This is a genomic window from Floricoccus tropicus, assembly GCF_001832905.1.
In the GTDB taxonomy this organism is placed as follows: Bacteria; Bacillota; Bacilli; order Lactobacillales; family Streptococcaceae; genus Floricoccus; species Floricoccus tropicus.
In genome coordinates this window covers 65,872-87,214 of sequence record NZ_MKIR01000020.1, presented here as the reverse complement: position 1 = coordinate 87,214, position 21,343 = coordinate 65,872, and the positions used below count along the sequence as shown (strand labels likewise).

Below are 21,343 nucleotides of genomic sequence, written 5' to 3'. Positions count from 1 at the left end.
GATAGAAATGAACAAATTAACAAGCGTGATGCGTCTAGAATTTTACTCAATGAAATCACAATTTAAATTACTTATAGCAGCCTTGTTTGTACTCTTACCCTTATTTCTGGTAATTGGAAATAGTCCACAAATTATTATGCTTGTTTTAACTTTTACAGTTTTTTTAATTGATACAACATATCAACTAATCAAGCAGTATAATTTTGATAAATTATACGCATCCCTTCCTTTAAGGAAAAAAGATATTATTTTTGGAAAATATATATATGCATTAGCATTACTATTAACTGTAGCATTTACGACACTAATAGTGAGCTTAATTACGGCATCAATTTTTAAGGGGAATTTGAATTCTAAAGAAATCATATTTTTAGTATTTATTGGTTTATTCACAGACTTATTTATGCTAAGTATTCAATTGCCTTTATACTTTAAATTTAATTTTGCAAAATCACAAATCATAACAGTTGCTCCATTTTTTATAATCTTTGCAATTGCGACTCCAGTCTTAACGTACATTCAAGAAAACACAAAATTATTTTCAAAGATTCCTGAATTAATGAATTACATTAATAATAATCCGATTCAATCAGGGTTGATTATGCTGGCTATAGGATTGACGATTTTTGCTCTATCATATTTCCTTTCAAAGAAAGTATATAAAAGTTAATAAACTACCTAAAAGCATTGAATTCAGTGCTTTTTTCAAATTGAAATTTGACTAAAATTAGGGTAGAATTAGGTATTATGAATGGAATATTTATCTCGTTGGAAGGCCCTGATGGAGCTGGAAAAACAACAGTTTTAAAAAATATATTGCCAACACTTGAAGAAGGAAATAGAAATATTATTACAACTCGTGAGCCAGGAGGAAGCAGGATAGCTGAGGAAATTCGTGAAATAATCCTAGCACCTGAAAATACTGCTATCGATGGTAAAACTGAGTTACTTCTTTATATTGCGGCACGTCGTCAACACTTGAATGAAAAAGTTAAACCAGCCCTTGCTCAGGGTGATATTGTACTTGTTGACCGTTTTATTGATTCTTCAGTAGCTTATCAAGGATATGGTCGTGGTATTGATGTTGAATCAGTTGATTGGTTAAATAACTTTGCGACTGATGGATTGAAGCCTGATTTAACATTATATTTGGATGTTGATACAGAAACTGGTCTTAAGCGCGTGATGACAGGAGCTAATCGTGAAATCAATCGTCTTGACCTTGAAAAAGAAGAAATGCACCAAAAAGTTCGCCAAGGTTATTTGAAAATAGCAGCAGAAAATCCTGATCGTTTTGTAACGATAGATGCTTCTAAATCAATTGATGAGGTAACTCAAGCAGCAATTGATGTTATCAAGGAACGCTTCCCAGATAACTTCACGAAATAACGTTGATATAATTCAACAAGGAAAGATATAATGAACATAAAAGAAATTCAACCTGAAATTTATCATCGCTTTGAAATAATTTTGCAGAAGAATAAACTTAGCCATGCTTACCTTTTTTCAGGCGGATTTGGTTCATTGGAAATGGCAATTTGGCTCACGCAAGCCTTATTTTGCGATAATCCAAGTAAAAACTTACCTTGTGGGATTTGTAGGTCCTGCCGCTTGGTAGCAGAAAATGATTTTGCTGATATGCATTTAGTAGAGCCAGATGGTCAAACAATCAAGACAGACCAAATCCGAGCCCTTCAAACAACATTTAGCCAATCGGGATTCGAATCAGCTAGACAAGTAGTTATTATTAATGGAGCAGAAAAAATGCATGTTAATGCGGCAAATGCTCTTTTAAAATCAATTGAAGAACCTGAAAGTGATATTTATATTTTTCTTTTGACCGAAAATGAAAATTTAGTTCTTGATACTATAAAAAGTCGAAGTCAGATTTTTAATTTTCCTCGTCAAAGTGAATATTTAAAAGAATATCTTGTTGGACAGGGGATACTACCGAATGTTGCAACTATTGTTAGTAAATTAGCCACAAGTCCTGAAGATGCCCTAAATATGGCGCAAGACTCATGGTTTGAAGATGCTTGTAGACTGATTAAAAAGTTAAGTCAGTTGATTCTTGAACAACCTGCAGATTCTTATCTATTCATTCCTAATTTACTTGGTAGATTTAAGGAGAAGAACCAACAAAAAATTGCTTTTTCTCTCTTACAAATATACCTTTCAGATAAACTACCTGATAAAAAAGCAAGTAGCTTTTTAGAAAGAACATTTAAGGCTCAGAGAATGTGGTCAAGTAATGTTAATTTTCAAAGTAGTTTAGAATTTATAATATTAGATGGTATGGTAAATAAATGATATATGAATTAAAATTCAATCAAGGTCAATCAAACATGTTCTTTTCTTCTGATGATGAATATTGTTGTCAGGAACTTGTTATAGCAAAAACCAAATCAAATAGAGTTGTTGGAAAAATTGTACGTGTACTGGAAGATGGAGTTGAAGATTTGCCTCTTGATGGTCAAATTATTTCCTATTTATCGGATACTGATTATGATGAGTTAGACAATATTGAAGAGGATTCTCTTAGAGCTAAAAAAATTGTCAAGCACATGGTTGCAGAACATGAATTAGGCATGAAAATCGTAGAAGTAAGTTATACTTTTGACCGTAAACAGCTTTTTATTTCTTTTGTCGCTGAACATCGTGTAGATTTCAGAGCATTGCTAAAGGATTTGGCAGATGAATTTCGTGTCAGAATAGAGCTGAGACAAATTGGAGTAAGGGACGCAGCCAAAATTTTTGGAGGTCTTGGACCTTGTGGTCGTCCGCTTTGTTGTACGAATTTCGTGGGAGACTTTCCTGTTGTTTCAATAAAAATGGCCAAAAATCAGGCTTTAACACTTAATCAAAGTAAATTGTCAGGTCTTTGTGGTCGTCTTCTCTGTTGTCTTTCTTATGAAGATGAATTTTATAGGGAAGCGAAAAAGAACTTCCCAGATTATGGTGATGTACTCATGACTGAGGAGGGAGAGGGCAAGGTTATTGGAATGAATATTATCAATAGCACTGTGAAACTTCGTATTCAAAACGAAAATATTAATGTGATTAAAGACTTCTCTTTATCAGATGTGGAGGTAGCTTATGGATAAGGGAGATTTATTCGATAAATTTGATGATTTAGAGCGTGTTTTATCGGTAACCTTGGCAGATGTTAATGCGATTAAAAAAGAGTTGCAGGAAACCATCCAAGAGAATGCTATCCTTAAAGTTGAGAACAGCCGTTTGAGAGATCGCTTAGAAGAGCTTGATAATAAGGAAAAAACACCAATTTCAAAATCACAATTGAATCTTGAAAAAATATATGATGAAGGTTTCCATATTTGTACTATGTTTTATGGTCAAAGACGTGGGCCTGATGAATCATGTGCCTTCTGTACTGAATTAATTTATAGATAGAAGGTTATCATGCAAATACAAAAATCTTTTAAAGACACAAGTGGAAATGGTACTCTATATCTTGTCCCAACTCCAATCGGGAATATGCAGGATATGACCTTTAGGGCAGTAGATACTCTTAAAACAGTAGATTTAATTGCCAGTGAGGATACAAGAAATACTAAGAAACTATTGAATTACTTTGAAATTGATAAGCCACAGGAAAGTTTTCATGAACATAACGCTTCTGTTAAAATTCCTGGTATGATTGAAAAGTTGCACGATGGACTTTCTATTGCTCAAGTAAGTGATGCTGGACTCCCTTCAATTAGTGATCCTGGTCATGATCTGGTAAAAGTAGCAATTGAAGAAAATATTCCAGTTGTCGCATTACCTGGAGCAAGTGCAGGAATTACAGCATTAATCGCCAGTGGAATTAGCCCACAGCCTCATATTTTTTATGGATTTCTCCCTCGAAAGAAAAATCAGCAAATTGCTTTTTTCCAAGAAAAGAAGAGCTACCCAGAGAGCCAGATTTTTTATGAATCTCCATTCAGGGTTGCGGATACTTTGGGAAATATGCTTGAAGTATATGGAGACCGCCAAATTAATTTGGTTCGTGAGTTGACTAAAATATACGAAGAGTATCGACGTGGTACTATCTCAGAAGTGTTGGCAAGTATTGAGGAGTTTCCTATTAAGGGAGAATGTTTAATAATTGTTGATGGTTCTGATGGATTAGAAAAAGCTGAGTCTGATTTTGATAGTCTATCAATAAAAGAAGAAATTGAGTCTTATATTGAAGATGGTGATAAAACAAATGCAGCCATTAAAAAAACTGCCAAAAGAAGGCAGCTAACTAGACAAGATGTATATAAAGAATACCATGAGATTGAAGATTAAAGCTTCAATCTTTTTTTACAAAAAAATACCTGCGAACACAGGTATCAATACATTAATTAAAATGGAAGGTTCTTAGCGAATTTACCCATTTTGTTTTCTGTTTCTTTATCAATAGTTGTAAGTGCTGAATTCACAGCATCAATTACCATATCTTGAAGAGTTTCGATATCTTCTGGATCAACAACATCTTCTTTAATAGTAATATTTTTCAATACTTTATCACCTGAAAATTCCACAACAACTAAATCTTGTGCTGATTTTCCAGTGAAAGTTGTATTAGCAAGTTCTTCTTGTGAAGCTTGCATTTGTTTTTGAAGTTTTTGAGCTTCCTTCATCATTTTCTGCATGTTCATCATAATAGTTCATTCTCCCTATTTATTAACTTATGTTGATTTTTTATTAGTTCACAAGTACAAGTCAAATACAAATCAAATTAACTTGTAGAATACTCATGAATTCTAAAGTTAATTATAGAGTGGAATAAGGATTTTATCAAGATAAAATAATTAAATTAGGCTAATTACTCATATTATACTGCGAATAAAATTTTTGATTTGAAATAATAAATAGGATAATTTAAATCATTATTTTTTGACTAAAACTATGAATGCAAACGTTTTAATTAGTTTGTATTTTAACTAGCTTAAAATATGAATTAAAGATGCACTAATTTGGAGCAATCGCTTGCAAAAAATATCTAAAATGATAAACTAATTCAGTACTGTTTTTCAGTACCAAATTACTGAAGAAAAGCCAGACTAAACTCCACAATATTAATTTAAGATATCTTTAATGATTGCTGGATAAAATGTGCTATTCAGATTTTATCTTATTGGAGGAAATATAATTGAATACAGGTGCAATTTACCACAGACCTGAAAGTGAATTTGGTTATCTATACACTAAAGATACTATGCACATTAGGTTACAAGTAGCAAAAAATGATGTATTAAAAGTTGAACTTTTGGCAGGTGATCCGTATCTATTGGACACTGAACGCTGGTTCGAACAACCATATGAAATGGATTTTAAACTTCAAACAGAACTTTTTGACTACTATAATATAGAAATAAGTGCAAAATATAAGAGACTAAGCTATATGTTTAAAGTTACTGGACTTGATGGAAGTGAAATACTTTATACTGATCAAGGGATTTTCCCAGCAGAAGAAACATACTATCTAATGCCTAATAACTATTTCAGAATGCCATATTTTCATGAGATAGATAGATTTAAGGCGCCCGATTGGGTTAAGCAGACAGTTTGGTATCAAATTTTTCCTGAGCGTTTCGCCAACGGCGATCAATCAAATGATCCAGAGGGTGTAAAAGAATGGAATCCTAATGAAGTACCAGACAGACAAGATTTTTATGGTGGTGATTTACAGGGTGTAATTGACCACCTAGATCATTTACAAGACTTGGGTATTAATGGAATTTATTTTTGCCCAATCTTTAAGGCAAATAGCAACCACAAATATGATACTGAAGATTATCTACATATCGATCCCAGCTTTGGGGACAAAGAAATATTCAAAAAGCTAGTGGATGAGTGTCATAGTCGTGGTATTAAAGTTATGCTAGATGCTGTTTTTAACCACATGGGTGATACGAGCCCTCAATGGCAAGATGTTGTGAAAAATGGGAAAAATTCTCGTTATGCAGATTGGTTCCAAATTAATGAGTTCCCAGTAAGTTATACTGAAACTAATGACTTCGAATTTACTCATGACGCCACATACGATACTTTTGCTTTCACTCCTCACATGCCTAAATTAAATACTGCTAATCCAGAAGTTCAAGATTTTCTATTGAATATTGCTGAATACTGGATTAAGGAATTTGATATTGATGCATGGAGACTGGATGTTGCAAATGAAGTTGACCACAACTTTTGGAAGAGATTCCGTCGTCGTTGTGACCGCGTTAAAAAAGATTTCTATATACTGGGTGAGATATGGCATAGCTCTCAAAGTTGGCTTCAAGGCGATGAGTTTACTGCCGTAATGAATTATGCATATACTGATGCAATTATTGGATATTTTGTTCATAAAAACATTACGCTAGATAAGATGGTTAGTGTTATTAATAGCCAACTTATGAAGTATCGCAGACAGACTAATCAAATGATGTTCAATATTCTAGATAGTCATGATACACCTAGAATTTTAACAGTAGCTCAAGATGACAAAAATCTAGTCAAACAAACGATGGCATTCACATATATTCAACCAGGAGTACCATGTCTGTACTATGGAGACGAGTATGGCGTAACAGGTTCAATGGATCCTGATTGTCGTCGCTGCATGCCTTGGGGAATTGAAGATCAAGATCAAGACATGTATACCTTCGTTAAAAACTTAATCAAAATTCGCCGAGATCATGATATGGAACTTAGTGAATCTGATTTAATCTGGGAATTGGTTGATCAAGAAAACGGAGTTCTTGAATTACAACGTGGAAATCTAAAAGCATTTTTTAATGCGGGTATGAAAGCAGTTGAATTTAATAAAAACAAAAATATTTTGTTAAGTAATCTTGTAAATGAAAACATTGTGGAACCAAAAGGTTTTATAATTTATCTAGAAGATTAGAAGTAAATACTACTCAGAAATTTTTTGAGTAGTGTTTTTTATATGTTCTTCTAATATTTTTAAGAGTAAATATATTTAAAATTGGTCAACAATTGTTAAATATTCTGTAAAATCTTAATTTAGTACATTGGCGTATACAAGTTTTTATAGTATAATTATAAATTATAAATTATAAGAAAGTGGTTGAAATTTTGAATAATGAGAAAATTTTAGATGCCAAAAATGTAGGGGTTCAATTTTTAATTGGGGATGAATACCTTACAGCGATTGAAGATGTATCTTTAACTGTACATAAAAATGAAGTTGTAGCACTTGTTGGAGAATCTGGATCAGGTAAATCTACATTTGCTACTGCCCTAATGGGTTTACATAATCCACATCAGTCTAAAGTAACAGGAAGTGCTGTTGCTGACGGAACTGAGTTAATTGGTTTAAGCGAAAAGAATTATGAAAAAATTCGTGGTAAAAAGATTGGTATGGTCTTCCAAGATCCACTAGCATCACTTAATCCACTTATGAGAATAAATGATCAAATAAAAGAAGCAATGTCTGTGCATGATGTTATTCCAGCAAATGAACAGGATGCAAGAGTTATCCAACTTCTTACTGAAGTTGGGATAAATAACCCTGAGCGCATTGCTAAATTGTATCCACATGAACTATCAGGTGGAATGCGTCAGCGTGTTGTAATTGCACTAGCTATTGCAAATGAACCTGACCTAATAATCGCTGATGAACCAACCACAGCTTTAGACGTAACTATCCAAGCGCAAATTTTGGATTTGATTAAAGATATTCAAAGAAAGAAAGAAGCGGGAGTAATTTTAATTACCCACGATTTAGGAGTCGTAGCAGAAACAGCGGATACTGTTGCAGTGATGTATGGTGGCCAAATTGTTGAACTTGCTCCAGTAGTTGAATTATTCAATAATCCAAAACACCCGTATACTCGTTCATTATTAAGAGCAAATCCAAGTCTTGATACAGATAGTGATGAACTATATGTTATTAAAGGTAAAATTCCATCATTGAAGGATATGGATCGTAATAGAGATTTATTCATAGACCGAGTTGATTGGATGGATACAGAAAAATATAGCAAAACTAAACCTGAGTTACATGAAGTTGCTCCAAATCACTTCGTACGTGGTGAATCGTGGAAAGATTTTTATTTCCCTGAGGATCAAGATAACTCAAATGAAAGTGAGAACGTATAGATGAGTGAACTATTACGAATTGAAAATTTAAAAATACACTACCCAATCCGGAGTGGTTTCTTCAATAAGGTTACAGATCATGTCTACGCAGTTGACAATGTAAACTTTTCAATTGAAGAAGGTCAAACTTATGGCTTAGTCGGGGAGTCTGGTTCAGGTAAGACAACCATTGGTAAAGCTATTGTTGGTCTTGAACCAATTACAGATGGTAAGATTATTTATAAGGGTGAAGATGTATCTAGTCCCGCAACCCGTAAAAAAATGGAATATAACCGTGATGTACAGATGATTTTTCAGGATTCGCAATCATCCCTTAATCCACGTAAAACTATTTATGAAATTATAAGTGAACCAATTAGAAACTTTGATAACCTTGATGAAGCTGCAACTAAAAAACGTGTTGCTGAGTTATTAGATATTGTTGGTCTTCCTCAAAGAACAATGTATCAATATCCCTTCCAATTTTCTGGAGGTCAAAGACAGCGTATTGGTATTGCCCGTGCGATATCAACAAATCCAAAATTAATCGTTGCTGACGAGCCTGTATCTGCACTTGACTTATCAGTCCAAGCACAAGTGTTGAATTTCATGAAGAAGATTCAAAAAGAATTAGGAATTTCATTTCTTTTCATTTCCCATGACCTGGGTGTTGTTCGTCATATGACTGAAAATATTGCAATCATGCACAATGGACGATTTGCCGAAATCGGACCACGTGATGAAATATTTAACAATCCTCAACATATTTATACTAAGCGCTTACTTGCGGCAATCCCATCAATGGATGTAAATAAACGTGAAGAGAATACTGCAAATCGTAAAAAAGTTGAAGCTGAATTTCAGTCTTCGAAATCAGAATGGTATGAACCGAGTGGCCGTCTTTTGCCTAACTTAATGGAAGTTTCTCCGTCACACTGGGCAGCGTTACCAGAAGCAAATAGCAAAGGAGAAAAAGCATAGTATGTGGAAAACAGTATTAAAAAGAGTATTGATGATGATTCCTCAGATGTTTTTACTGAGTGTCATTGTATTTTTACTTGCTAAGGCAATGCCTGGAGATCCATTTTCTGGGTTAATAGCCCCGGGTACAGATCCAGCTCAGATTGAGCGTTTACGTGAACTTGCAGGTTTAAATGACCCGTGGTGGCAACAATATCTACGTTGGATGGGGAATGCCCTTCATGGAGACTTTGGAGTATCGTTTGTATTGAAACAACCTGTATCTCGTGTAATGGGAGATCGTATTGGTAATACATTGTGGCTATCTTTAATGACAACAATTATCTTATACATCGTAGGTATATGGATGGGTATGGTTGCTGCTCGTAATGAAGGTAAGTGGCAAGATAAATTATTATTAATTTATAATTCAATTACTTATGGTATACCAGCATATATTATTTATTTGTTTGCAATCTTTATTTTTGGATATACATTGAGATGGTTCCCAACAGGTGGTACGGTTGATGTGGATGCCAGTGGCTTTTTTGGGATACTTTTATCAAAAATTCATCATATGATATTACCGGCTGTTACTATGGCATTGTTGGGTACAGTAACTATATTCACTTATATTCGAACAGGTATTTTAGATGAGCAAGTACAAGATTATGTGCGTACTGCTCGTGCAAAAGGTGTATCTGAAAATGTAATTTTTAGAAAACATATTTTGCGTAATGCTTTACTACCAATTGCTGCAAACCTTGGATTCACTATTACAGGATTACTAAGTGGTGCAATCTTTGCAGAAACAATTTTTGGATATCCAGGTATTGGTCAATTATTTACATCTTCAATCGTTCAACGTGACTATCCAATGCTTACTACATTGATTCTTTTCTCTGGTATATTAGCATTGATTGGTTCATTGTTATCAGATATTATTATGGCTTGGGTTGACCCTCGCATTAGAATTGATTAGGAGGGTTGAATTTTGTCAAAAAAAGATATAAATAAAAAAAATGATGATATCAAACACAAAGAAATGAGTGGTCAGGTAACACCAAGTTTTGGTGGTGCACTTAAGAGAGAATTTTCAAAAGATAAAGTTGCAATGATTTCATTAATTCTTCTTATTGTAATTCTTCTTGGTATATTCATTGGTGGAACATTTTTTGTAAAGCGTCCTGACTATATGATAGTTAATCTTTTAGAAAGGTATAAATTACCTTTTACAGATGGACATATATTTGGAACAGATGGTTCAGGCCACGATGTATTCAAAATGCTTTTAATTGGTGGTCGTAACTCACTATTTATCGCGTTTGCCGTAACACTCATCACAAATTTTATTGGTATTTCAATTGGTATTATTTGCGGATATTATGGTGGACGCATCGACAATATTATTATGCGTATTGTCGATTTCCTAACTATTTTACCTCAATTAATGATTATCATTGTTTTAACTACTATTGTTCCAAATTATAATGCAATGACTTTAGTTCTGATTATCTCAGCATTTGGTTGGATTGGCACAGTAAGACCAATAAGAGCGAGGGTACTCACTGAAGCAAATCGTGATTATGTAAAAGCTTCTAAAACTTCTGGCTCTTCAAATTTTGCAATCATGTTTAGAGAAATTTTACCTAATATAATTTCATTGATTATTGCAGGTCTCACTCTCGATTTGGCTGGAAATATCGGACTTGAAACAGGGTTAACATTCTTAGGATTTGGATTACCTGTTGGGACACCTTCTCTAGGTACAATGCTTAACCAAGCTACAAATCCTGAAACTATGACAGGTAAGCCTTGGGTTTGGATTCCATCAGCAATCTTCATCTTAATCATTGTAATTCTCATAATTTTTGTCGCACAAGCAGTTCGTCGTGCAGGAGATCAAAGACAATCACAATAAATATTATAAAAATAGTATGAACGATGTTTATACTATTTTTTGTACGTTCTATTAATAGATATAGTTTGTCTATGTTAGAATTTATAACAAATAACAAATTAATATATTTTCAGAAAATAAAAAAACTTCCAATTCTTATTTACAATATTGAAAATTTTATATATAATAATAACAACTAGTAGCAAGTGTGAGTTATATTTGGGCTAGCAAAAGAAAAAGTATTTTTAGGAGGAAATTCTATTGAGTAAAGTAGTTAAACGTGTCTTAGGAGTTGCAGCTGTTACAACTGTCGCTCTTGGATTAGGAGCTTGTTCAAGCTCAAGTAGTTCTGATAAAGGAACTGACAAAAAAGATTCAAAAGATGAAAAAGTTGGGGATTTTAACGTAAGCTATGCTAACCCTGATAAAGCAATTGAAGGTGGAGATTTAACATATGGTTATATTGCCGAAACACCTTTTATCGGTCAATGGTTAAGCCCCCTGTCAACAGATGCTATTGATTCAAAAGTTCAATCTCCAGCATTTGCACCGGTATTTGCAATTGATTCATCTTTTACTATTCAAAATGGTAAAGATAAAGGTGGATTAGCAGATATTGAATTTGATAAAGACAAAAAAACAGCACTTGTTACACTTCACGATGGTGTGAAATGGTCTGATGGTCAAGCTATCACTGCACGTGATTTATATTATCCATACGAGATCATTGCAAATGATAAAGCTAAATCAACTCGTTGGACAGACTCTTTAGCTAATATTGAAGGTCTTGAAGATTATCATAATAACAAGACTGATAAGATTTCAGGTTTAACATTCCCTGATGGTGAAGATGGTAAAAAACTTCTTATCCAATTTAAGGAAAATAAACCAGGATTTACTCAATCAGGAAATGGATATTTCTTAGAAACAATTGCTCCTTATCATTACCTTAAGGATGTCCCATTTGAAAAACTTGTTTCTGATGAAAAGACAACGACCAAACCTCTTGTAGCTGGACCATTTAAACCAGTAAAAATTGTTCCAGGTGAATCAATTCGTTATGAAGTGAATGAAAACTATTCTGGACCTAAACCAAAACTTAAATCAGTAACAGTTAAAACAGTAACACCTGCTAAAGCAGTAGCTGCACTTAAAGCACAAGAATTTGACATTCTTGATGGTACTACGAATGACCTTTATCCAGAAGTTAAAAAGTTAACTTCAAAAGGTTATGAAATTCTTGGACAACAAGACTTGTATGTTTCACTTCTTTACTATAATGTAGGACACTATGATAAAGAAAAATCTGTCAATGTATCTGACCGTGAAACACCAGTTCAAGATCCTAAAGTTCGTCAAGCATTGTCTTACGCTCTTAATACTGATCAAATTAACGAAACATTGAATAATGGCTTAAATACCCGTGCTATTGGTACAATTCCTCCAGTCTTTAAAGATTATGCAAGCAAAGGTGATGGATTCCCACTAGACCTTGATAAAGCAAATAAACTACTTGATGAAGCCGGATGGAAGCTAGATAAAGATGCTAAAGGTAAAGATGGTAAGACTAATGATGCTAGTGATAAAGGATACCGTGTTAAAGATGGTAAAACTCTTTCACTTACTTTCATGGCCCGTTCAGGTCAAGCTACATCAGAACCAATTGCGCAATCTTACATTAATCAATGGAAACAAATTGGTGTAGATGTATCACTTTACAACAATAAGTTAACTGACTTTAACTCTTGGGGTGATATTGTTCAATCATCAGGTAAAACAAAAGAAAACCAATCATGGGATATTACTCAAGGTGCATGGTCATTATCTTCTGAACCAAGTCAACAAGATTTATTCTCTGCTTCAGCTCCATTTAACTTTGGACACTTTACTTCAGATGAATTAACTAAAGACCTTAACGATATCGATTCAGAAAAAGCTATGGACCCTGAATATCGTAAAAAGGCATTCCAAAAATATCAAGACTACCTTCAAGAAACAGCTTTTGTTACTCCATTATCATTTAAAATTGTTTGGACTCCAGTAAACAAACGTGTACAAAACTTTACTCTTGATTACGGTGAAAACGAACTTTGGGCTAAACTTGCAGTAACAAGTGATAAACCTTCTGATAAATAGACTCAAATAAATTAAGTGGTACACATTTGTGTATCGCTTTTTTCTTACCTAATATATGAATTATAGTGTTGAATTGCAAACGATTGCGTGATAAAATGAAGACGGTTACAACGCAATGAAATGAAATAAAATATATATATTACAAGGAGAAATCATGGAAGAAAAATGGTGGCATAAGGCTACAGTTTATCAAATTTACCCAAGAAGTTTTCAAGATTCTGATGGAGATGGTGTAGGAGATTTAAAAGGAATAATTAGTAGGTTAGATTACCTCGAAAAATTAGGCATCTCGGCGATTTGGCTTAGTCCAGTCTATAAAAGTCCAAATGATGATAATGGTTATGATATTAGTGATTATGAAGATATAATGACTGAATTTGGTACAATGGATGATATGGATCAGTTGATTGCTGAAGCAGATAAACGTGGAATTAAAATCGTTATGGATTTAGTTGTAAATCATACATCTGATGAGCATAGATGGTTTATTGAAGCTAAAAAGTCTATTCACAACCCATATCATGATTTTTACGTTTGGCGTGATCAAGCAACTGATGTGAGATCTAACTTCGGTGGTTCTGCCTGGGAGTATGATGAAAATATAGGAAAATATTATTTGCATCTCTTCTCTAAAAAACAACCTGATTTGAATTGGGAAAATCCTCGTGTTCATGAAAAAGTTTATGATATGATGAATTTCTGGATTGAAAAAGGTGTTGGTGGTTTCCGAATGGATGTGATTGATTTAATTGGAAAACAACCAGATCAAAATATATTTGAAAATGGTCCAAAATTGCATGATTACTTGAAAGAAATGAATCGTTCTACTTTTGGGAAACACGATTTACTTACTGTAGGTGAAACATGGGGAGCTAATCCTGAAAATGCAAAATTATATAGCGGAACAGAACGTGATGAATTATCAATGGTTTTCCAATTTGAACATATTTTACTTGATCAGCAAGAAGGTAAAGAAAAATGGGATACTAAAAAAATAAATATCTCCGATTTAAAAAAGGTACTCGAAAAATGGCAAGTTGAACTGGGAGATGAAGGGTGGAATTCTTTATTTTGGAATAATCACGATTTACCAAGAATTGTTAGTCGTTGGGGAAATGACAAAGAATACCGTATTAAATCAGCAAAGGCTTTAGCAATTCTTCTACATCTTCTAAAGGGGACTCCTTACGTTTATGAAGGAGAAGAAATTGGAATGACAAATTTCGATTTCCAAGATATAGAGCAAGTTAAAGATATTGAAAGTATAAACATGTATAGTGAACGCCTTGAAAAAGGATATGATAAAGAAGATATTATGTACAGTATTAGAAATATTGGCCGTGATAATGCTCGTACTCCTATGCAGTGGGACGATTCTAAAAATGCAGGTTTCACAACTGGAATTCCTTGGATTGAAGTAAATAGTAATTACAAAGAAATTAATGTTAAGAATGCTCTTGAAGATAGCAATTCTATCTTTTATACATATAAAAAACTGATAGAACTACGTAAAAATAACCCATGGATTGTATACGGAACATTTGAATTAGTAGAATCAGATGAAAATGTCTTCTCTTATCTTAGAAAGTATAATGGCCATGAGTATTTAGTAGTTGTCAATTTCTCTGATGATAAGCAAATATTTGAAAGCAATAAGGTTCTTGTCCAAAAAATTATCGATAATGGGGTTGTGGTTGATAATTTGAAGCACCTAGAGTTAGAACCTTGGGATGCTTTTGCTGTGGAGGTAACTGAGTGAAAGAATATGAAAAAATGATCTCTGGTAAGCTTTATGACGCAGGTAAGATTGAGCCAGAATATGCATCGAGACCAGGACGTGCACTTGCTCAAAAAATTGGTCAAGTTTCTCTTTTGGAACGTGATACGATTGTAAAGATGGAAAAAGAGCTTTTTGGATCAACTGGAGAAAGAATTTATGTTAATCCACCTTTGTATGTCGATTATGGTTTTAACACACATATTGGGGAAAATTTTTATGCAAATATGGATTGTATCTTTCTGGATGTAGCACCAATAAGAATAGGAAACAATGTAATGTTTGGTCCACGTGTGAGCTTGGTTACAGCTACTCACCCGCTTGATGAAGGTGTTCGAAATCGCGGGTTAGAGTTAGGTTATTCAATTGAAATAGGTGATGGTGCCTGGCTCGGGGCAAATGTTACTGTTAATCCAGGTGTGAAAATTGGTAAAAACTCAATAATTGGATCTGGTAGTGTAGTCGTAAAAGATATACCAGATAATGTTATTGCTGTAGGGAATCCGGCGCGTGTATTACGTGAGTTGACTGAAGAAGATAAAAAGTTTTGGGAAGCTGAGGAGAAAAAGTATTATGAAGGCTAGGGATGAAAAGTTTAAATCATCAGTAGGATACCAAATTTATCCTAAATCATTTAAAGATACTGATGGTAATGGGGTTGGAGACATTAATGGAATCATTGAAAAACTTCCGTATCTAAATGATTTGGGGATTGATTTTATCTGGTTAAATCCAGTTTATCAGAGTCCACAAGTTGATGGTGGATATGATATTTCAGACTTCTATGCCATTGATGAGATGTTTGGTAGTCTTGATGATTTGAAAAAGTTAATTGAAAAGGCTCATGAATATGATATTAAATTAATTATGGATTTAGTTGTTAATCATACATCTGATAAACATCCATGGTTTGTTGAGAGTAAAAAATCAAAGGATAATCCTTATCATGACTATTATCATTGGGTTGATGCAAGTCCTGAGAAGATGCCTAATAATTGGCAGTCATTCTTTGGTGGTAGTGCATGGACTTATGATGAAAATCTTGAGCAGGCCTATTTCCACTGCTTTGCAAAAGAACAGCCAGATTTAAACTGGAAAAATCCTAAAATGCGTGAAGATATCTATAAAATGATTCGTTGGTGGCTTGATTTAGGAATTGATGGGTTTAGGTTAGATGCTATTAGCCATATTCAGAAAGAAAATTGGGATTTTGAAATTAAAAGTCCTCATGGAAATGATCCATGGGAACCATTTATGAATGTATCTGGTATTGAGGAATATATGTCTGATATTAAGGCTATTTTTGATGAATATGGAGCCCTTACAGTTGGTGAAGCAAGTGGTGTGCAAAGCCATCAAGCACCAGATTGGACAGATGAGAATGGCTATATTAACATGATTTTTGAATTGGAGCATAACTGGAAAAAATCAGATGATCCAAATAATAAGATTTATATAAAAGGTTACAAGGATATTATCATGCGCTGGCAGAAAGATATGCTTGAACGAGGGTGGAATGCTCTTTACATTGAAAATCATGATAATCCAAGATCAATTGATACTTTTGGAGATGGAACTCTTGATTCAGCAAAAGCTTTAGCAGTTCATTATATGCTTTTAAGAGGTACACCTTTCATCTACCAAGGACAAGAAATCGGTATTGGAAACTTCCCATTTACAGATATAAATCAAATTGATGTACCAGATTCACATAACTATTACAATAAGTTAATTGAAGAAGGCGATACTCCTGAAGAAGCTATTAAAAAAGCTGGTTTAACAAGCCGTGATAATTCAAGAACTCCTATGCAGTGGAGTGATGAAAAAGAGGCTGGGTTCACTGATGGAAAACCCTGGCTTGCTGTCAATCCAAGTTATCTTGAAATTAATGCCCAAGCAATGCTAGCTGATCCAAACTCGCTTACAAATCTCTATAAAAAATTGATAAATCTGCGTCATGAAAATGAAGTTATCGTTAATGGAGATGTTAAGTTCTTTAATAAAGGAGATAAAAATACTATTGTTTATCGTCGTAAACTTGATGATAAAAAAATATTAGTCATTGCAAATCTATCTCCTGAAAAGCAAAAGCTTGCATTAGAAAAAAACTTTAAAGGATATGAAGAATTAGATCTTGGTCAAGAAATTCAAAGAGAGTTTACAAAGAAAATGATTTTAGATCCATGGGAATATCGCGTTTATATAAAAGGAAACTAGTGTTTTATTAAAAGCCAAAACAAAGCATATGATTGTAATGCTTTGTTTTTTTATAATTATTTTATTTCATAAATATACTAAAAATAGTTGAAAAATGCACTTGACAATGCAAACGATTGCGTGGTAAAATGTATTTGAAAACGATAACAATAAGAGTATAGGAGAAATCATGAAGAAAATTAAACGCATTATGGAAGTGAGTCCTTGGCATCTGACTTCTAACAAGATTGAAAAAGAAGATCGTAGACTGCAAGAAAGTCTAACTTCTATCGGTAATGGTTACATGGGTATGCGTGGAAACTTTGCAGAAACATATTCTGGTGACATGCATCAAGGTACTTACATTGCAGGCGTTTGGTTCCCTGACAAAACTCGAGTTGGTTGGTGGAAAAATGGTTATCCTGAATATTTTGGTAAAGCAATTAATGCTTTAAATTTCGGTAAAATTAAACTTTATATTGATGGAAAAGAAGTAGACTTATATACAGCAGAAGTTACTGACTTTACACTTGATTTAGACATGCAAAAAGGTATTTTATCATATGGATATACAACTAATGGAGTTAAGGTATCAGCAGAACGCTTCCTTTCACTTGAAGTAAAAGAATTTGCAAGCTATGCTTTTTCATTTGAAAATGTAGATGGCAAAGATCATGATGTTAAAATCGAAAGTATTATTGATGCTGATGTTCATAATGAAGACTCTAACTATGAAGAAAATTTCTGGAATATTCTAGGAACTGAAAATAAGGAAGCTGTTTCATGGGTAGCGACTGAAACAAAAGAAAACCCATTTGGTGTTGAACAATTTACTGTTCTAGCAAGCCAACAACATGTTGGAGATTTTGAAAAATCTGGTCATTCTAAAGATGAAACTTCTGTTACTGATATCTTTGAAACAGTTATAGTACCAGATCAAACTAAATACTTTGAAAAACGTGTAATTGTTACAACTAGCCGTGATTATGCAACACTTGATGAAAATCATGCTGCCAATAAAGAGATTGCTAAAAATATTGCAACAAAAAATTACGCTGATTTATATAATGGACAAGTAGCAGAATGGGCAAAACGTTGGGATCTTGCAGATGTTGTAATTTCTGGTAATGATGAAGCTCAACAAGGTATTCGTTTTAACTTATTCCAACTATTCTCAACATATTATGGTGAAGACGATCGTCTAAATATTGGACCAAAAGGATTTACTGGGGAAAAATATGGAGGTGCTACATATTGGGATACAGAAGCCTATGCAATTCCACTTTATTTAGCATTAACTGATGAAAGTGTAAGTTTAAACCTTCTTAAATATCGTCGTCGTCAACTTGAGGAAGCTAAACATAATGCACGCCAACAAGGACTTAAAGGTGCTCTTTATCCAATGGTAACCTTCAATGGTATTGAATGTCACAATGAGTGGGAAATCACTTTTGAAGAAATCCATAGAAATGGATCAATGGCTTATGCAATTTATAATTACACTAACTATACAGGTAATGAAGAATATCTTGCTCATGAAGGACTTGAAGTTTTAGTGGAAATTGCTCGATTCTGGGCTGATCGTGTTCATTATTCTAAACGTAATGAGAAATACATGATTCATGGTGTAACTGGACCAAATGAGTATGAAAATAATATCAACAATAACTGGTATACAAATAAATTAGCTGCCTGGGTTCTTGAGTACACGGCAGAAAGCCTAGCTAAGTACCCACGACCAGATCTTGAAGTGAGTCAAGAAGAACTTACTAAATGGGCTGACATTGTAGAAAAAATGTACTATCCATATGACGCGGAACTTGATGTATTTGTTCAACATGATGGATTCTTAGATAAAGATATTCGTCCAGTTTCAGCATTAGATAAATCAGATTTACCGCTTAACCAAAATTGGTCATGGGATAAGATTCTTCGTAGTCCATTCATCAAACAAGCTGATGTTCTTCAAGGAATTTACTTTTTTGGTAATCAATATTCAATTGATCAAAAACAAAAGAACTTTGATTTCTATGAACCAATGACTGTTCATGAAAGTTCATTAAGTCCTTCAATTCACTCAATTCTTGCTGCTGAATTAGGGATGGATGAAAAAGCGGTTGAAATGTACCAAAGAACTGCCCGTCTCGACCTTGATAACTATAATAATGATACTGAAGATGGGTTACATATTACTTCAATGACAGGTTCATGGCTAGCAATTGTTCAAGGATTTGCTCAAATGAAGACTTGGGATGGAAAACTTTCATTTGCGCCATTCTTGCCAAGCGACTGGTCAGGTTATGCTTTCCATATCACTTACCGTGGACGCTTAATTAAAGTTGACGTAGCTGAAAATGTAAGCCTATCACTTCTTGAAGGCGATGCAATTGATCTTGAAGTGTATGGCGAAAAAGTAAATTTGGTTGATGAATATACAACTAAATTAAAATAGAAATATTGGTGGACAATTATTTGTAAGAGATATTTTCTAAATGCTCTGATTAGATTTGTTCACCTTTTTTAAAATAATATTTAAAGAATAAGAAATAACAAAGATTAAGGAGATAAGATGTTTAAAGCAGTTTTATTTGATTTAGATGGAGTAATCACAGATACAGCAGAGTACCATTACTTAGCATGGAAAGAGTTAGCAGATCAATTAGGAATTGATATTGATCGTGAATTTAACGAACAATTAAAAGGTGTTTCAAGAGAGGATTCACTTACAAGAATTCTTGAAAAAGGTGGACGTGAGAACGACTTTACAGCAGAAGAATTTGCAGATCTAGCTAGACAAAAAAACGATAATTATGTTAAAATGATTGACAAAGTTAGTCCAAAAGACGTATATCCAGGAATTTTAGAACTTTTACAAGATTTAAAAAATAACGATTTTAAAATTGCTTTGGCATCTGCTAGTAAAAATGGTCCATTTTTACTGGAAAAAATGGATCTTCTTGACTATTTTGATGCAATTGCTGACCCTGCAAAAGTTGCTCAATCTAAGCCAGCGCCAGATATCTTTTTAGCTGCAGCTGATGGTGTTGATGTAGCTATTACCGATTCAATTGGTATTGAAGATGCACAAGCAGGAATTGAAGCAATTAAATCTTCTGGAGCATATCCTATTGGAGTAGGAAGTCCAGAAAATCTAGGATTTGATATTAGTATTGTTCCTGATACAAGTAAATTAACATTAGATTTCTTGAAAGATACTTGGAATAACAAATAAGTGGAAGTGAGCGATTATTCGCTCTTTTAGGTAAAAATTATGGCAGTTACGATCAAAGATGTTGCGGCATTTGCAGGAGTGAATCCTTCAACTGTTAGTAGGGTTATAAAAGATAGCCCATCAATTTCTGACAAAACTAAAATAAAAGTTCGCAAAGCAATGGAAACTTTGGGTTATACTCAAAATGCAGCAGCAAAAATTTTAGCAAGTGGAAAAAGTGGGGCAATTGGTGTTATATTCCCACCAATTGAAAATAAACAAAGTCGACCATTCTTCATGAAGATTTTATCTTCAATTAATGAAGAGGCTCGTAATAATGATATAACGGTAGCAATTGCAACTGGGCATAGTATCGAAGAATTAGAGAAACAAGTGAGACTTATGTACTCTGAAAAAAGGGTTGATGGTTTTATTGTCCTTTATGCTGGTCAATCAGATCCAGTACGCCAATACCTAATTACTGAAAATATTCCCTTCGTTCTTGTTGGAACTCCTAGTGAAATGCAAAATGAAATAACTTATGTAGACAATGATAATAAGCTCCTAGGTAAAGAAGCTGTTGCTTATCTTGCTGATAAAGATCATAAGCATATTTCTTTTGTTACTGACACTGAAGAAGGAGTTGTTTTTGAAGAACGTTATATGGGCTTTCATGAAGAACTGGTGAAACGTGATTTAGTAGGTAAGCTACTTCATTTCGATGAAAATAATTTCAAAGTTGATGGAGAGAGTGCAGTAATTGTTATGGATGATCCATTGGCATTAATGGTAATTCAAAGTATTAACAAACAAGGCTTAAATGTACCTGATGATGTTAGTGTACTGAGCTTCAATAACTCAGTTTTTGCAAGCCTAATCCATCCCTATATCACAAGTTTTGATATAAATGTTGCTCGTCTTGGAGAAGTTGCTGTTGAAAAATTATCGGAGTTAATAAATTCTGATGATAAATCTAAAATTTACAGCGAAAAAATAATTGTACCTTTCTACTTAAAAGAAAGAGAAAGTGTAAAATAAACTGTGTACAGTACCTTGTAGTATATTTAAGGATAGTCCTTGA

At 33.6% G+C, this 21,343-nt stretch carries 19 protein-coding genes; 18 read left to right on the top strand and 1 reads right to left on the bottom strand.

Features of this window, described 5'->3' with window-relative positions; genetic code table 11:
* The first annotated feature begins 7 nt into the window (after window positions 1-7).
* The 6 genes from BG261_RS06260 (at window position 8) to rsmI (ending at window position 4,293) form a co-directional block, all read left to right on the top strand.
* Window positions 8-670, top strand: a complete 663-nt coding sequence (locus tag BG261_RS06260; RefSeq protein ID WP_070792319.1) for an ABC-2 transporter permease — start codon at window positions 8-10, stop codon at window positions 668-670.
* Window positions 671-744: 74 nt separating this feature from the next.
* Window positions 745-1,389 carry a dTMP kinase gene (gene tmk / locus BG261_RS06255; RefSeq protein WP_173646044.1) on the top strand — a complete coding sequence of 215 codons (645 nt, stop codon included), beginning with the start codon at window positions 745-747 and terminating at the stop codon, window positions 1,387-1,389.
* 30 nt (window positions 1,390-1,419) lie between these two features.
* Window positions 1,420-2,310: a DNA polymerase III subunit delta' gene (locus BG261_RS06250; RefSeq protein WP_070792315.1), complete on the top strand. Its 891-nt coding sequence runs from the start codon at window positions 1,420-1,422 to the stop codon at window positions 2,308-2,310.
* Window positions 2,307-3,104, top strand: coding sequence for a regulatory iron-sulfur-containing complex subunit RicT (ricT, locus tag BG261_RS06245; protein WP_070792312.1), 798 nt, complete (start codon window positions 2,307-2,309; stop codon window positions 3,102-3,104). The genes BG261_RS06250 and ricT overlap by 4 nt, the downstream gene beginning before the upstream one ends.
* Window positions 3,097-3,411 carry a DNA replication initiation control protein YabA gene (gene yabA / locus BG261_RS06240; protein WP_070787359.1) on the top strand — a complete coding sequence of 105 codons (315 nt, stop codon included), beginning with the start codon at window positions 3,097-3,099 and terminating at the stop codon, window positions 3,409-3,411. The genes ricT and yabA overlap by 8 nt, the downstream gene beginning before the upstream one ends.
* 9 nt (window positions 3,412-3,420) lie before the next feature.
* Window positions 3,421-4,293: a 16S rRNA (cytidine(1402)-2'-O)-methyltransferase gene (rsmI, locus tag BG261_RS06235; protein WP_070792310.1), complete on the top strand. Its 873-nt coding sequence runs from the start codon at window positions 3,421-3,423 to the stop codon at window positions 4,291-4,293.
* Window positions 4,294-4,349: 56 nt separating this feature from the next.
* Here the strand turns inward: rsmI and BG261_RS06230 are convergent, their stop codons facing one another.
* Window positions 4,350-4,649, bottom strand: a complete 300-nt coding sequence (locus BG261_RS06230; protein ID WP_070792308.1) for a YbaB/EbfC family nucleoid-associated protein — start codon at window positions 4,647-4,649, stop codon at window positions 4,350-4,352.
* Between the two features lie 491 nt (window positions 4,650-5,140).
* On the opposite strand from BG261_RS06230, the gene BG261_RS06225 reads away from it, so the two are divergent.
* From BG261_RS06225 to BG261_RS06170, 12 genes are all read left to right on the top strand, one after another.
* Complete coding sequence (locus BG261_RS06225) at window positions 5,141-6,886, top strand: glycoside hydrolase family 13 protein (RefSeq protein WP_070792306.1); 1,746 nt, start codon at window positions 5,141-5,143, stop codon at window positions 6,884-6,886.
* Between the two features lie 191 nt (window positions 6,887-7,077).
* The gene (locus BG261_RS06220) at window positions 7,078-8,103 is read left to right on the top strand and encodes an ABC transporter ATP-binding protein (RefSeq protein WP_070792303.1); all 1,026 of its coding nucleotides are present in this window, start codon (window positions 7,078-7,080) and stop codon (window positions 8,101-8,103) included.
* Complete coding sequence (locus BG261_RS06215) at window positions 8,104-9,063, top strand: ATP-binding cassette domain-containing protein (protein ID WP_070792301.1); 960 nt, start codon at window positions 8,104-8,106, stop codon at window positions 9,061-9,063. It begins immediately after the preceding gene.
* Between the two features lies 1 nt (window position 9,064).
* On the top strand, window positions 9,065-10,024 hold the full coding sequence (locus BG261_RS06210; RefSeq protein ID WP_070792299.1) for an ABC transporter permease: 960 nt from the start codon (window positions 9,065-9,067) through the stop codon (window positions 10,022-10,024).
* Between the two features lie 63 nt (window positions 10,025-10,087).
* A complete protein-coding gene (locus tag BG261_RS06205) occupies window positions 10,088-10,963 on the top strand; it encodes an ABC transporter permease (protein WP_070792335.1) in 876 nt (291 codons plus the stop codon).
* Between the two features lie 240 nt (window positions 10,964-11,203).
* Entirely contained in the window at window positions 11,204-13,078 is a 1,875-nt protein-coding gene (locus BG261_RS06200) for an ABC transporter substrate-binding protein (protein WP_070792297.1), read from the top strand.
* Window positions 13,079-13,232: 154 nt separating this feature from the next.
* Window positions 13,233-14,837, top strand: a complete 1,605-nt coding sequence (locus BG261_RS06195) for a glycoside hydrolase family 13 protein (protein ID WP_070792295.1) — start codon at window positions 13,233-13,235, stop codon at window positions 14,835-14,837.
* Window positions 14,834-15,439: a sugar O-acetyltransferase gene (locus BG261_RS06190; RefSeq protein WP_070792293.1), complete on the top strand. Its 606-nt coding sequence runs from the start codon at window positions 14,834-14,836 to the stop codon at window positions 15,437-15,439. The genes BG261_RS06195 and BG261_RS06190 overlap by 4 nt, the downstream gene beginning before the upstream one ends.
* The gene (locus BG261_RS06185; RefSeq protein WP_070792291.1) at window positions 15,429-17,072 is read left to right on the top strand and encodes a glycoside hydrolase family 13 protein; all 1,644 of its coding nucleotides are present in this window, start codon (window positions 15,429-15,431) and stop codon (window positions 17,070-17,072) included. The genes BG261_RS06190 and BG261_RS06185 overlap by 11 nt, the downstream gene beginning before the upstream one ends.
* Before the next feature lie 169 nt (window positions 17,073-17,241).
* The gene (locus BG261_RS06180) at window positions 17,242-19,503 is read left to right on the top strand and encodes a glycoside hydrolase family 65 protein (protein WP_070792288.1); all 2,262 of its coding nucleotides are present in this window, start codon (window positions 17,242-17,244) and stop codon (window positions 19,501-19,503) included.
* Between the two features lie 117 nt (window positions 19,504-19,620).
* Complete coding sequence (gene pgmB, locus BG261_RS06175) at window positions 19,621-20,283, top strand: beta-phosphoglucomutase (RefSeq protein ID WP_070792286.1); 663 nt, start codon at window positions 19,621-19,623, stop codon at window positions 20,281-20,283.
* A gap of 39 nt (window positions 20,284-20,322) precedes the next feature.
* A complete protein-coding gene (locus BG261_RS06170; protein WP_070792283.1) occupies window positions 20,323-21,300 on the top strand; it encodes a LacI family DNA-binding transcriptional regulator in 978 nt (325 codons plus the stop codon).
* The last annotated feature ends 43 nt before the right edge of the window (window positions 21,301-21,343 follow it).